We start from the raw sequence: 12637 nt of genomic DNA on the forward strand, positions 1-12637 counted from the left end.
CTCCCCCTCCGCCCGCCCCTCCCCCTCCGCCCTGGCCGCCCTGTCCGCCACCGGCGCGGCCGAACTGGGGGAGATCCTGCTGGAGGTCTGCTCCAGCCCCGCCTGGGCCGCCGCCGTCGCGGCGTCCCGCCCCTGGCGGGACCGCGAGGAGCTGCTCACCGCCAACGCGAAGGCGATGGCGGAGCTCTCCGCGGACGACCTGCGCGACGCGATGGCCGGCCACGCCCGGATCGGCACCCCGAAGCCGGGTGACGCCGTCTCCGAGCGCGAGCAGGCCGGCGTCCGGGGCGTCGACCCGTCCGTGCTGGACGAGTTGCGCACCGCCAACGCCGCCTACGAGGCCAAGTTCGGCCACGTCTTCCTGATCTGCGCGACCGGCCGCACCGCGGACGGCATGCTCGCCGCGCTGCGCGAGCGGTACCCGAACGACGCCGCCACCGAGGCGGAGACCGTCCGGGGCGAGCTGCGGAGGATCAACGAGATTCGCATCAATCAACTGCTTGACGTACCGCAGTGAATTGACGGACAGTCACTTCCTGCCACTCAGTGAGGGGTTCCCCCCATGACCGGCATCTCCACGCATGTGCTCGACACCAGCCTCGGCCGTCCGGCCGAGGGCGTTCCGGTCGAGCTGGCACTGCACACCGAGGGTGGCTGGCAGGTGCTCGGCACCTCCGCCACGGACTCCGACGGCCGGGTCGAGGACCTGCCGGCCGTGGAGGCGGGCTCGGTCGTCCGGCTGCTGTTCGACACCGCGGAGTACCACGCGGGGTCGGCCGGGCAGCCGTTCTTCCCCGAGGTCTCGATCGTCTTCACGGTCGCGCCCGCGCAGCACCACTACCACGTGCCGTTGCTGCTCAACCCGTTCGGCTACTCGGTCTACCGCGGAAGCTAGGTAGGCCGCACGGAACCCTAGGAGCCACCCCATGGCCCACGTGCTCGGTCAGAACCAGTACGGCAAGGCGGAGAACCGCATCGTCCGGGTCTACCGCGATTCCACCCGCCACGAGATCAAGGACCTGAACGTCTCGGTCTCGCTGCGGGGCGAGTTCGAGGACGTGCACCTCACCGGCTCGAACGCCAACTGCCTGCCCACCGACACCACCAAGAACACCGTGTACGCCTACGCCAAGGAGCACGGCATCGAGTCCGCCGAGGGCTTCGGCGTCCGGCTGGCCCGGCACTTCGTCGAGGACACCGAGCGCGGCGTCGTGCACGGCGCCCGGATCCGGATCGAGGAGTACGGCTGGGAGCGGATCAGGACCCCCGAATCGTCCTCCCGGTTCATCGGCTCCGAGGAGGTCGGCCACTCCTTCGTCCGCAAGGGCCAGGAGGTGCGCACCACCGAGGTGGTGTACGACGGCGACCGGTTCCGGGTCGTCTCCGGGCTCAAGGACCTGGTGGTGATGAACACCACCAACTCCGAGTTCTGGGGCTACATCAAGGACAGGTACACCACCCTGCAGGAGGCGTACGACCGCATCCTGGCCACCCAGGTGACGGCCCGCTGGGCGTTCGGCTTCCACGGCCGCGACGGCGAGCCGGAGCCGAACTGGAACCGCTCGTACCAGCAGGTGCGCCGCCACCTGCTGGAGGCGTTCGCCGAGACCTACTCCTACTCGCTGCAGCAGACCCTGCACGCGATGGGCACCCGGGTGCTGAACAACCGCGCCGAGGTGGACGAGGTCCGCCTGGAGCTGCCGAACAAGCACCACTTCCTGGTCGACCTGGAGCCGTTCGGGCTGAAGAACGACAACGAGGTCTACTACGCCGCCGACCGGATGTACGGCCTGATCGAGGGCACCGTGCACCGCGAGGGCGTCACCCCGGTCATCCCGGTCTCCTGACGCCCCGTCAACTCCCGCCAGCAGTAACGCGCTCGACTCTCCCTCCCCCACACCGTCCGGAGACCGTGCCCGCCCTCACGGCGGCAGTCCCGGGGGCCGGAGAGCAGGCCGAGGGACCCTGCACCGTCGTCCCGCCCTCCGGCCCGGATCCACCACCCTCTCCAGCGCCCGGGTTGCGCCGAGAGCCTGGGGCAGCAAAGGGGCTACTTCCATGGCACTCCGCACCACCCCCACCACTGACGACGGTTCCACCCCCACCCACCCGGTCGACGAGGTGCTCTCCCCGCCGAAGCTGTTCGGCACCGGGCTGCAGCACGTCGCCGCGATGTACGCCGGCGTGGTCGCTCCACCCCTGATCGTGGGCGCGGGCGTCGGGCTGAGCCCCGGCGAACTCGCCCTGCTGATATCGGCCAGCCTGTTCACCGCGGGCCTGGCCACCCTGCTGCAGACCCTCGGCGTCTGGCGGATCGGGGCCCGGCTCCCGTTCGTCAACGGCGTCTCGTTCGCCGGTGTCGCGCCGATGCTGGCGGTGGCGAAGGGCTCGATCGAAAGCAAGGGGGGCCCGAAGGACGCCCTCCCGGTGGTCTTCGGGGCGGTGATCGTCGCGGGGGTCCTGTGCTTCCTCGCGGCGCCCTACTTCTGCCGGCTGGTCAGGTTCTTCCCGCCGGTCGTGCAGGGCACCGTGATCACCCTCATCGGGGTGTCCCTGCTGCCGGTCGCGGTCAACTGGGCGCGCGGCGGTTCGCCGGGCGCGCCCGGCTACGGCTCCGCGAAGGCGGTCTGCCTGGCCGCGTTCACGCTGGCCGCGGTGGTGCTGGGCAACCGGCTGCTGCGGGGCTTCTGGCAGCAGATGTCGCTGCTGATCGGCCTGGCCGTCGGCACCGCCGCGGCCTTCCCGCTCGGCCTGGCCGACTTCTCGGCGGTCGGCGACGCGCAGGTGTTCGCGCTGCCCTCGCCGTTCCACTTCGGCGGGCCGCAGTTCGACGCCGCGGCGATCGCGTCGATGTGCATCGTCATGGTGGTCTCGATGACCGAGTCCACCGCCGACATGCTGGCCCTGGGACGGATCGTCGACCGCGAGGCGGACGAGCCGACCCTGGCGGCGGGCCTGCGCGCCGACGGCCTGGCCACCGCGGTCAGCCCGGTGTTCAACGGCTTCGCGTGCAGCGCGTTCGCCCAGAACATCGGACTGGTGGCGCTCACCGGGGTGCGCAGCCGGTTCGTGGTCGCGGCGGGCGGCGGCATCCTGGTGCTGCTGGGCCTGTTCCCGGTGCTCGGCTCGCTGGTGTCGCTGGTGCCGCAGCCGGTGCTGGGCGGCGCGGGGATCGTGCTGTTCGGCACGGTCGCGGCGTCCGGGATCCGCACCCTCGCGGAGGCCGGGATGGAGTCGACCTCGCACACCGTCCTGGTGTCGGTGTCGCTCGGGGTGGGGATCGTCCCGATCGCCGTACCGTCCTTCTACGACGGGTTCCCGGAGGCCGTCCGCACCCTGATGCACTCCGGCATCTCGGCCGGCTGCCTGGCCGCGGTGCTGCTCAACCTGCTGTTCCACCACGTCGGCTCCGCCGGCCGTTCCCTCCAAGGAGTTCCCCCATGGCAGTCCAGCCCCCCGCCGCCGACCGGCGGATCGTGATCGAGAACGTCGCGATCGCCACCGTCGACGCCCACGACACCGAGTACGCACGCGGCCACGTGGTGCTGCTCGGCAACACCGTCGAGTCGGTCGGCGACGGGCCCGCGCCCGCCTGGCTGGAGAACGTGGCGCGGCGGATCAACGGCGAGGGGCACCTGCTCACCCCCGGGCTGGTCAACACCCACCACCACTTCTACCAGTGGATCACCCGCGGACTGGCCCAGGACAGCATCCTGTTCGACTGGCTGGTGGCGCTCTACCCGACCTGGGCCCGCATCGACGAGGAACTGGTGCACGCCGCCACCCAGGGCTCCGCCGCGGCACTGCTCAAGTCGGGCTGCACCACCGCCTCCGACCACCACTACGTCTTCCCGCGCGGCGGCGGCGACGTGCTCGGCGCCTCGGTGGCGGGCGTGCAGGAGCTGGGCCTGCGGTTCACCGCGCTGCGCGGCTCGATGGACCGCAGCAAGAAGGACGGCGGCCTGCCGCCGGACCACGCGGTCGAGGACACCGACGAGATCCTCGCCGCGTCCGAGAGCGCCGTCGACAAGTGGCACGACGCCTCGTTCGACTCGATGCTGCGGGTCGCGATCGCGCCCTGCTCGCCGTTCTCGGTCTCCACCGAACTGATGCGCCAGTCAGCCGAGTTGGCCCGCCGCAAGGGCGTGCGGCTGCACACCCACGGCTCGGAGACCGCCGAGGAGGAGGAGTTCTGCAAGCAGCTGTTCGGGATGGGCCCCACCGACTACTTCGAGTCGACGGGCTGGCTCGGCGAGGACGTCTGGATGGCGCACTGCGTCCACATGAACGACTCCGACATCGCGAAGTTCGCCGAGACCGGCACCGGCGTCGCGCACTGCCCGTCCTCCAACGCCCGTCTGGCGGCCGGGATCGCCCGCGTCCCCGACATGCTGCGGGCGGGCGTGCCGGTCGGCCTCGGCGTGGACGGCACCGCCTCCAACGAGTCCGGCGAGCTGGGCACCGAACTGCGCAACGCCCTGCTGATCAACCGCCTGCACGGCCGCCCCGACGCCCTGACGGTGCGCCAGGCCCTGCGGCTGGGCACCATGGGCGGCGCCCGCGTCCTGGGCCGCCAGGACGAGATCGGCTCGATCGAGCCCGGCAAGCTCGCCGACCTCGCCCTGTGGAAGGTCGACGGCGTCCTGCACTCCTCGATCGCCGACCCGGTCGCCGCCCTCGTCCTCGGCGCCCTCCCGCCGCTGGCCGCCCTGTTCGTGAACGGCAACGCCGTCGTCGAGAACGGCCGCCTCACCACCGTCGACGAGGATTGCATCGCCCTCGCCGCCGCCCGCGCCGCCCGCGACCTCGCCTCCCGCACCTGACCCCCTCCCCCACCGAACCCCGGGAGCCCACCGCCAGGGACGACGGCGGACCCCCGGCCCACGGCCCCGGACCCCCGGCGAAGGGTCCGGGGCCGACCCCTTGCTGTCGGCGCCCCGCGGTAGCCTCCGGCCGTTCACCCGGGACGAGGAGGCACCCATGGGCGCGAGCGCCTGGCACTACGTCACCCCCTGGCTGGGCTCGCCCCAGCGCAGTCTGGACGCGCTGCACCGCGAGGTGTTCACCGCCGAGGGGTGGGACGAGGAGTACGACAGCCTCGAAGAGCTGTGGGCCGACGAGGAGTTCATGGGCGAGCAGGGCACCCACTCGGTGCTCGACGTCCCGTACGCCGTCGAGGACGGCACCGAGCCCGCCGACCTCGGGACGCTCCGCCCGCTCCCGCCGCCGGACCTCGCCGAGTACTTCGGCACCGAGCGCCCCACCGTCGAGCAGTACACCCGAGTGCTCGCCGGGAACCCGCGCCTGCGGACGGAGGTCGACGACCGCTGGACCGGCATCCACGTCCTGCTCCACACCGACGGCGAACCCACCCACATGGGCTTCTTCGGCGTCTCCGGCGACTGACCCGAGATCGCCCCCGCCGCTGCCGACGGGGCATCCGGTGGCGGGCCGCACCCTGCTCGGCTTCCAGAGCAGCGGGACGCGGCGGAGCTCGGCGCCGGTCAGGCCGTCGGAGGTGTGGCAGGTGCGATAGCCGGCCAGGTTCCAGGTTTGACGTCCTCTCCGGTCTGTCGACCGGAGGTTCCCGCCTGCTCCCACCGGACGGATGAGCGCTTCGGGTGGGTTCCTGCTTCGCCGCGCTGTGCGGGCACGGGTGCCCGTCTGACCTGCGCTCCACAGGCTGACACCGCCAGTCCGGCGGCCTTGGCGACGTTGACCGCCGCATTGACGTCCCGGTCGAGGACGTTCCCGCACGCCCTGCACGTCCATTCACGGACCTGGAGGAGTTTGGGTCCGTCCTTGACGCCGCAGTGCGAGCACACCTGGCTGGTGGGCTCGAAGCGGCCGATCCGGATGAACTGCCGCCCGTAACGCGCGGCCTTGTACTCCAGCATGTCCACGAACGCCGACCAGCCGGCGTCGTGGACGGACTTGGCCAAGCGCGTGCGGGCGAGTCCCTTCACCGCCAGGTCCTCCACGGCGACCGCTTGGTTCTCACGGATCAACTCGGTGGAGAGCCGGTGGTGGAAATCGCGCCGCACGTCGGCGACCCGCACGTAGGCGCGGGCAACCTTCAGCCGGGCCTTGCCCCGATTGCGGGAGCCCTTCTCCTTGCGGGACAGGGCACGCTGTGCCTTCTTCAGTTTCTTCTCGGCCCGGCGCAGGAAACGTGGGTTGTCGATCTTCCGGCCGTCGGAGAGGACCGCGAAGTGCCCGAGCCCGAGATCGATCCCGACCACGGCATCCGTCTTCGGCAGTACTTCCTGCGGGCCGGTCTCGACGACGAAACTCGCGAAGTACCGGCCCGCACTGTCCTTGACCACCGTCACCGTCGACGGCGTCGACGGCAATGTGCGGGACCACTTCACCTTGACGTCCCCGATCTTCGGCAGGCGCAACTTCCCACCAGCCGTGATCGACCAGCAGGCGTTCGCGGTGAACCGGACGGCTTGCCGGGTTCCTTTGCGGGATTTGCACCGGGGCGCCCCCGTGCGAGGGCGCTTGCCCCTCAAGCCCTCGAAGAAATTCCGGTAGGCGGTGTCCAGGTCGCGAAGTGACTGCTGGAGGACCACCGCGGAGACCTCGCCGAGCCAGGCCCGCTCCGGGGTTTTCTTCGCTTCGGTGATCAGCCGCTTCGACAGGTCACTGATCCTCGGAAACGGCATGCTCTCGTTGCGAGCGGTCTCCCGCGCCCGGAGGGCGTCGTTGTAGACCACCCGCGCACATCCGAACGCCCTTGCCAGCGATGCACGCTGACCGGCGCTCGGATACAGACGAAAGCCGTACCGTAACTGCACGCGGGCCACGATACGGAGCCAGCCCGTGGAAATCGACGGGAACATGTGTGCAGGTCACTGCCCACGCCTTCCGGAGGCGAGGCCGCCCGGCTCTCACCGCGAAGTACCAGCCGACGCGTACCATGTCCGACACCACTTCTTTCTCCCGCCCCGGAGACGTTGCGTGCCCGAGCCCCTTCCACCGACCGCCGTCCCGGCCACGCCCGGGCCGGTGCGCTGGTCGGTGGCCTGCGTGGCCGGTCTGGTCTACGGGTGTCTGCTGGTCGTCCCGCTCGTGCTGGTGACGTTCTTCATGAGGAACTACCCGCTGCACGCGCTGGGGTGGACCGGCCAGGACCCGAACGAGGACGACGGCATGCTGCCGTGGTTCATGGTGCTGGTGCCGCTGTTGCTGCTGGCCGTGCTCGGCTGGGTGCTGGTGGGCCTGTTGGGCCGCCGGGCGCTGGGTCTGCCCCGGCGGCAGTGGCACCGGGTGCGCGCGGGCCTGGCGGTGCTGCCGTTCGGCACGCTGCTCCTGGTGGGCCTCCTGCAGTCGGCCTTCTGAACTCGCTTGTTGTGCAAGCGGGTTCAGGCTTCGCGGCCGAGGGTGGCCAAGTAGGCGCGCCAGCCGCCGTGTTCGGTGATCTCGCGGTGCACGCCGCGTTCGAGCTGGCCGCGGGCCAGCACCATCGACAGCGCGGGGGTGCCGTCGGCCAACTCGATGACGCCGAGCTCCAGTTCGAGCGGTTCGCCGGGCAGGACGGCGTCCCGGAGGTGTTCCAGCGGGAGGTCGTAGAGTTCGCCCTCGACGGCGGTGTCGACGCCCGGGTCGGCGAGCAGGGCGGGGCACTCGTCGCGGATCGAGAAGAAGCGGTAGCCGGGGGCGGTGCGGGCCGGACCGATCAGGTGGCCGTGGACCTTGGCGTGGAACGGGCCGCCGGTCATCGCCTGGCCGTTGAAGAAGATGCGTGCCATGGTGCTCCTTTCGTCGGGCCGCCCCGCACCGCGGCCGATGTGAGGGTGCCTGCGGTGCGGGGCGGAGCGCACGGGCGTCCGCTCAGTCGATGAGGGCGAGCGCCGGGAGGGTGAGGAAGTCGGGGAAGTCCTCGGCGAGGGCGACCTGCTCGAACAGTGCGGCGGCCTCCGTCCAGCGCCCGGCGGCGTACGCCTGCTCGCCCAACTCGGCTTCCAGTTGCGCGAGTTCCTCGGCGACCAGGCGTCGGACGAGTGCGGCGGTGGTCTTCTCGCCGGTGTCGGCGAGGACCACGCCGTTGTGGATCCACTGCCAGATCTGCGAGCGGGAGATCTCGGCGGTGGCGGCGTCCTCCATCATGTGGAAGATGCCGACGGCGCCGAGCCCGCGCAGCCAGGCCTCGATGTAGCGGACGCCGACCTGGACGGCGTTGTGCAGGCCGGTGCGGGTGCAGCTGCCGCCGGCCCCGGCGACGTCGAGCAGTTGGGCGGGGGTGACCTGCTCGGGCGAGCCGGGGTCGTCCTTCTGGTGCGGGCGTTCGCCGAGCACCGCGTCGAAGCAGGCGCGGGCGACCGGCACCAGGTCGGGGTGGGCGACCCAGGAGCCGTCGAAGCCGCCGGACGCCTCGCGCTCCTTGTCGGCCCGGACCTTGACCAGGGCGGCGGCGTTGACCTCGGGGTCCTTGCGGGAGGGGATGAACGCGGCCATCCCGCCGATGGCGTGGGCGCCGCGCCGGTGGCAGGTCTGCACGAGCAGGCGGGTGTAGGCGGCCATGAACGGGGACGCCATGGTGACGGTGTTGCGGTCGGGCAGGACGTAGCGCTCACCGCCGTCCCGGAAGTTCTTCACGATCGAGAACAGGTAGTCCCACCGGCCGGCGTTCAACCCGGCGGCGTGGTCGCGCAGTTCGTAGAGGATCTCGTCCATCTCGAAGGCGGCGGTGACGGTCTCGATCAGCACGGTGGCGCGGATGGTGCCGTGCGGGATGGCGAGGGCGGCCTGGGCGCGGGTGAAGACCTCGTTCCAGAGCCGGGCCTCCAGGTGGCTCTCGGTCTTGGGGAGGTAGAAGTAGGGGCCGGAGTTCGGGTCCTGCTCGCCCTTGGCGATCAAGCGGGCGGCGTTGTGGAAGAAGTACAGGCCGAAGTCGACGAAGGCGCCGGCCACCGGGGCGCCGTCGACGGTGAGGTGCCGCTCGTCCAGGTGCCAGCCGCGGGGGCGGACCACGACGGTGGCGAGTTCGGCGGCGGGCCTGAGCGCGTACGCCTTGCCCTGCTCGCTGGTGAAGTCGATCCGGCCCTCGAAGGCGTCGGTCAGGTTGACCTGCCCGGAGACGACGTTCTCCCAGGTCGGGGCGGTGGCGTCCTCGAAGTCGGCGAGCCAGACCTTCGCGCCGGAGTTGAGCGCGTTGACGACCATCTTGCGGTCGGTGGGGCCGGTGATCTCCACCCGGCGGTCGGTCAGGGCGCGCGGCGCGGGGGCGACCTGCCAGTCGCCGGAGCGGATGTCGGCGGTGTGCGGCAGGAAGTCCAGCGTCCCGGTGCGGGCGATCTCGGCGCGGCGCTCGCGGCGGGCGGCCAGCAGCTCCTGCCGGCGGCCCTCGAACGTGCGGTGCAGGTCCGCGACGAACTCCAGCGCCCCGGCGGTCAGCACCTCCTCGGCGCGCGGCACCGGCGGACCGGCGACCGTGACACCGGGGACGGCGGGGGACGGACCCTGATCTGCGGCGGCCATGGCAGGACTCTCCTCGGGCTGTTCCGTTCTGTACAGTGGAGACTAGTTTCCGCGATACAGAATTTCAACGGTTTGTTGATGATCGCGTGGGACTCTACTCCCCACCCGACCTCGAAGGGAACGCCGATGGCCGGCACCCCCACCGAACGCGCCACCGGATCGGTGCAGTCCGTCGAACGCGCCTTCCAGCTCCTCGAAGCGCTCGCCGACTCCGGCGGCATCGCCACCCTCAGCGAGCTCTCCGCCGCCTCCGGCCTGCCGATGCCGACCATCCACCGCCTGGTCCGCACCCTGGTCGCCCAGGGCTACGTCCGGCAGGACACCGCCCGCCGCTACACCCTCGGCCCGCGCCTGATCCGCCTCGGCGAGACCGCCGGCCGCCTCCTCGGCTCCTGGGCCCGCCCCTACCTGGCCGAACTCATGGAGGCCACCGGCGAGACCGCCAACCTGGCCGTCCTGGAGGGCGGCGAGGTGGTCTACGTCGGCCAGGTGCAGTCCCGCCGCTCCATGCGCATGTTCACCGAGGTCGGCCGCCGCGTCCAGCCCCACTGCACCGGCGTCGGCAAGGCCCTGCTCGCCCAGCTCCCCGAGGACGAGGCCCGCGCCCTGCTCGGCCCCGGCCCGCTCCAGGCCCACACCCCGCACACCGTCACCGACCCCGGCACCCTGCTCGCCCACCTCGCCACCGCCCGCGACCTCGGCTACGTCGTCGACGACCAGGAGCAGGAGATCGGCGTCCGCTGCATCGCCGTCGCCGTCCCCGGCGCCCCCACCCCCACCGCCCTCTCCGTCTCCGGCCCCGAAGCCCGCATCCAGGCCCTCGAAGCCCAGTCCGGCGCCGCCGGCCTCGTCCCGCTCATGCAGGCCATCGCCGCCCGCCTCGGCGAGGTCCTCTGACCCCGGGGCGGGTACAACCGCCCCGTCGCGGGCTCCCCTCCGGCGGTCAGCAGCAGTTCAGCGCCTGCTGCACGTGACCCAGGATGCGCCCCCGGTACGAACCGGGGCCCGTCGGTGCGTCCTCGTCCCCCTGGATCGCGTCGACCGGCGAGGACGAGGAGGAGGTCGTGCGGCGCACGGCAGCGGCGTGGTCCGACAGCGCCGCTCCGGGCCGCCACTACGCTGGGCGCACATCCGCTCACGCTCCGCAGGAGGGCCCCGTGCACCGTCTCCTCTCCCGGCTCGCCGCCCCCGCGCTCGCGCTGGGCGCGCTGGGCACCCTGGGCGCGACCGCCGCGCCGTCGGACTCGGACCTGCGGGTGGTGCGGCTGGACCCGGACCCGGTGGCGCCGGGCGGGACGACCACGGTGCACGCGTTCGTGGCCAACGGCGGCCCGGAGACCGCGGGTTCGCCGTTCACCGTGGTGGTCGACCTCCCCCCGGGGTTCAGCCCGGCCGGGCCGTACTTCCCGTCCTCCTGCACGGCGACCGGCCGCACCGTCAGCTGCACGTTCCCGGCCGGCCTGCCGCCGCTGCGCTCGGCGACGGCCCTCGTTCCGGTGCGGGCGGACGCGGGGCTGCCCCACGGCCTGCGGACCGCGGGGCGGGTGCGGGTGGTGAGCGCGGACGACCACGACCCGGCGAACAACCGGACGCCGTTCACGCTCACCGTCTCCTGAGCCGCTGACGGCCGCCCCCGAGCCGCCGTCAGCCGCGCGTCAGCGGTAGACCCGCAGGTAGTCGGCGCTGAACGCGACGGGCGCGCTGCCGCTCGCCGCCGGGTGGTACTGCCCGGCGCTGAGCGACAGGTTGAGGATCGGGTAGGCCGACCAGTTCGCGCCGACGCCCGTCCCGTCGGAGAACACCTTCGCGCCGTTGACGTACCAGTCGACCGAGTCGGCGCCGTAGTACGTGCCGACGGTGACCCAGCGGTCGGGGGCGATCGCGTTCGCGTCGGTGTGGTACTTCAGGCCGGAGCGGATCCGGTTGGAGAGCTCCAGCAGGTTCGGGTTGTCGGGGTGGTACTCGAAGCTGTCGATCTCGTTGTTGCCGTCCTTCCAGGTCCACAGCGCGGGCCAGGCCCCGGTGCCGGAGGGCAGTTTCACCCGGGCCTCGACGTAGTCGCCGGTGCGGACCTGGAAGCCGTCGCCGCTGTACTCGGTGGTGAGCAGCCCGGTGTCCCAGGCCTGTCGGCCGTTCTCCAGGGTGTGCGCGGACGGGGTGGCGGTGAAGGTGGCGGTGCCGCCGGAGACGGTGACGGCGGACGGGGCCAGCCAGTCCAGCTTGTTGTCGTCGGGGTTGTGGTTGCCGTAGCGGTACGCGCTGCTGCGGTCGCCGGTCCACTTGCTGCCCCAGGCGATCGGCCCGGAGAACTCCTCCGCCCAGGTCAGCGCCTTGCCCTGGGCGGGGGCGGGCAGCGCGGGGACGACGGGGGCGACCGGCGCGGCGTCGGCCACGGTGAGCGTCCGCGAGGGCAGGTTGTGCCAGCCGCCCGCGGTGTCCTGCCAGAAGCCGAACTGGGTGTAGCTCCCGGCGGGCAGGGTGCGGGCGCCGGTGGTGACGGTGGTGCCGCCGGGGCAGATCCGGACGTTGCTCGCGTTGCCGGGGAAGTCCAGGTTGGTCCCGGCCGCGTCGCGGACGCCGACGCCGACGGTCTTCGCGGTGAAGCAGCGGCTCGCGTGCAGGGTGAGCGAGGCGGTGCTCGCGCTGCCGGCGGTCATCGCGGTCGGGGCGAGCCGGTCCTGGACGACGCCGACGGCGCCGGTGGTGGTGAGGGCCGCGTCGGCGGGTCCGGCGGCGAGCGGTACGCCGATCAGGGCGGCGGCGCCGGCCAGGACGCCGAGCCGGGCGGGGGCGGTGCGGGCGGGGGCGGTGCGGGCGAGGGGCGTGGGTCGCATGGGGTGTGGTCCTCCGCGACGCCTGCGAGGTGAGCTGTCGGGTTCGGTCCGCCGCGGAGGTCTCCGCACACGCCCGGCCGCACGCGCACGCGCGGCTTCACCCCGAGCCGCGCCCGGTGCCCACCGCCGGGCAGGGGCGGTGGCCTGGCACGGCGTACTGCCGTGGGTCCCCCGCTCCCGCCCGTGGTGTGCTGTGGGAACGCCGTCGACCGGGCAGGATTCGGCGTCCCGACGGCGGTTGCACCCCGTCCGGGGCGCCCTCGCAGGCTAGGCAGATTGTCGCTTTGTCTCCAAGGCCCCCGCCCCCGCTGAGAGCACTC

At 72.3% G+C, this 12637-nt stretch carries 14 protein-coding genes; 9 read left to right on the forward strand and 5 right to left on the reverse strand.

Annotated elements, in window-relative coordinates; all coding sequences use genetic code 11:
• From uraD to OO57_RS25505, 6 genes are all read left to right on the forward strand, one after another.
• The coding region (gene uraD, locus OO57_RS25480) for a 2-oxo-4-hydroxy-4-carboxy-5-ureidoimidazoline decarboxylase (RefSeq protein ID WP_324606800.1) at positions 1 to 517 on the forward strand (517 nt) is incomplete at its 5' end.
• A 45-nt stretch (positions 518 to 562) separates the two neighbouring features.
• Entirely contained in the window at positions 563 to 895 is a 333-nt protein-coding gene (gene uraH / locus OO57_RS25485) for a hydroxyisourate hydrolase (RefSeq protein ID WP_033254993.1), read from the forward strand.
• A 31-nt stretch (positions 896 to 926) separates the two neighbouring features.
• Entirely contained in the window at positions 927 to 1847 is a 921-nt protein-coding gene (pucL, locus tag OO57_RS25490; RefSeq protein WP_033254994.1) for a factor-independent urate hydroxylase, read from the forward strand.
• Between the two features lie 211 nt (positions 1848 to 2058).
• The gene (locus OO57_RS25495) at positions 2059 to 3480 is read left to right on the forward strand and encodes a nucleobase:cation symporter-2 family protein (protein ID WP_033254995.1); all 1422 of its coding nucleotides are present in this window, start codon (positions 2059 to 2061) and stop codon (positions 3478 to 3480) included.
• Complete coding sequence (locus OO57_RS25500; RefSeq protein ID WP_033254996.1) at positions 3441 to 4823, forward strand: 8-oxoguanine deaminase; 1383 nt, start codon at positions 3441 to 3443, stop codon at positions 4821 to 4823. The genes OO57_RS25495 and OO57_RS25500 overlap by 40 nt, the downstream gene beginning before the upstream one ends.
• A gap of 157 nt (positions 4824 to 4980) precedes the next feature.
• The gene (locus tag OO57_RS25505; protein WP_033254997.1) at positions 4981 to 5406 is read left to right on the forward strand and encodes a hypothetical protein; all 426 of its coding nucleotides are present in this window, start codon (positions 4981 to 4983) and stop codon (positions 5404 to 5406) included.
• Between the two features lie 98 nt (positions 5407 to 5504).
• Here OO57_RS25505 and OO57_RS25510 read toward each other — a convergent pair whose 3' ends face one another.
• Entirely contained in the window at positions 5505 to 6800 is a 1296-nt protein-coding gene (locus tag OO57_RS25510; protein ID WP_081973959.1) for an RNA-guided endonuclease InsQ/TnpB family protein, read from the reverse strand.
• Between the two features lie 163 nt (positions 6801 to 6963).
• Between OO57_RS25510 and OO57_RS25515 the strand changes: the two genes are divergently transcribed.
• Positions 6964 to 7344: a hypothetical protein gene (locus tag OO57_RS25515; protein ID WP_051778238.1), complete on the forward strand. Its 381-nt coding sequence runs from the start codon at positions 6964 to 6966 to the stop codon at positions 7342 to 7344.
• 23 nt (positions 7345 to 7367) lie between these two features.
• Here the strand turns inward: OO57_RS25515 and OO57_RS25520 are convergent, their stop codons facing one another.
• Positions 7368 to 7754, reverse strand: coding sequence for a gamma-glutamylcyclotransferase (locus OO57_RS25520; protein WP_033254998.1), 387 nt, complete (start codon positions 7752 to 7754; stop codon positions 7368 to 7370).
• Positions 7755 to 7836: 82 nt separating this feature from the next.
• Positions 7837 to 9483, reverse strand: coding sequence for a malate synthase A (gene aceB, locus OO57_RS25525; RefSeq protein ID WP_033254999.1), 1647 nt, complete (start codon positions 9481 to 9483; stop codon positions 7837 to 7839).
• Positions 9484 to 9609: 126 nt separating this feature from the next.
• Between aceB and OO57_RS25530 the strand changes: the two genes are divergently transcribed.
• The gene (locus OO57_RS25530) at positions 9610 to 10380 is read left to right on the forward strand and encodes an IclR family transcriptional regulator (RefSeq protein WP_081973953.1); all 771 of its coding nucleotides are present in this window, start codon (positions 9610 to 9612) and stop codon (positions 10378 to 10380) included.
• Between the two features lie 46 nt (positions 10381 to 10426).
• Here the strand turns inward: OO57_RS25530 and OO57_RS46935 are convergent, their stop codons facing one another.
• Positions 10427 to 10558: a hypothetical protein gene (locus OO57_RS46935; protein ID WP_267884985.1), complete on the reverse strand. Its 132-nt coding sequence runs from the start codon at positions 10556 to 10558 to the stop codon at positions 10427 to 10429.
• Between the two features lie 82 nt (positions 10559 to 10640).
• On the opposite strand from OO57_RS46935, the gene OO57_RS25535 reads away from it, so the two are divergent.
• A complete protein-coding gene (locus tag OO57_RS25535) occupies positions 10641 to 11099 on the forward strand; it encodes a hypothetical protein (RefSeq protein WP_033255001.1) in 459 nt (152 codons plus the stop codon).
• A 39-nt stretch (positions 11100 to 11138) separates the two neighbouring features.
• Here OO57_RS25535 and OO57_RS41485 read toward each other — a convergent pair whose 3' ends face one another.
• Positions 11139 to 12317, reverse strand: a complete 1179-nt coding sequence (locus OO57_RS41485) for a glycoside hydrolase family 16 protein (protein WP_081973954.1) — start codon at positions 12315 to 12317, stop codon at positions 11139 to 11141.
• Positions 12318 to 12637 lie beyond the last annotated feature (320 nt).

The organism is Kitasatospora phosalacinea (assembly GCF_000717185.1).
Lineage (GTDB): Bacteria > Actinomycetota > Actinomycetes > Streptomycetales > Streptomycetaceae > Kitasatospora > Kitasatospora phosalacinea_A.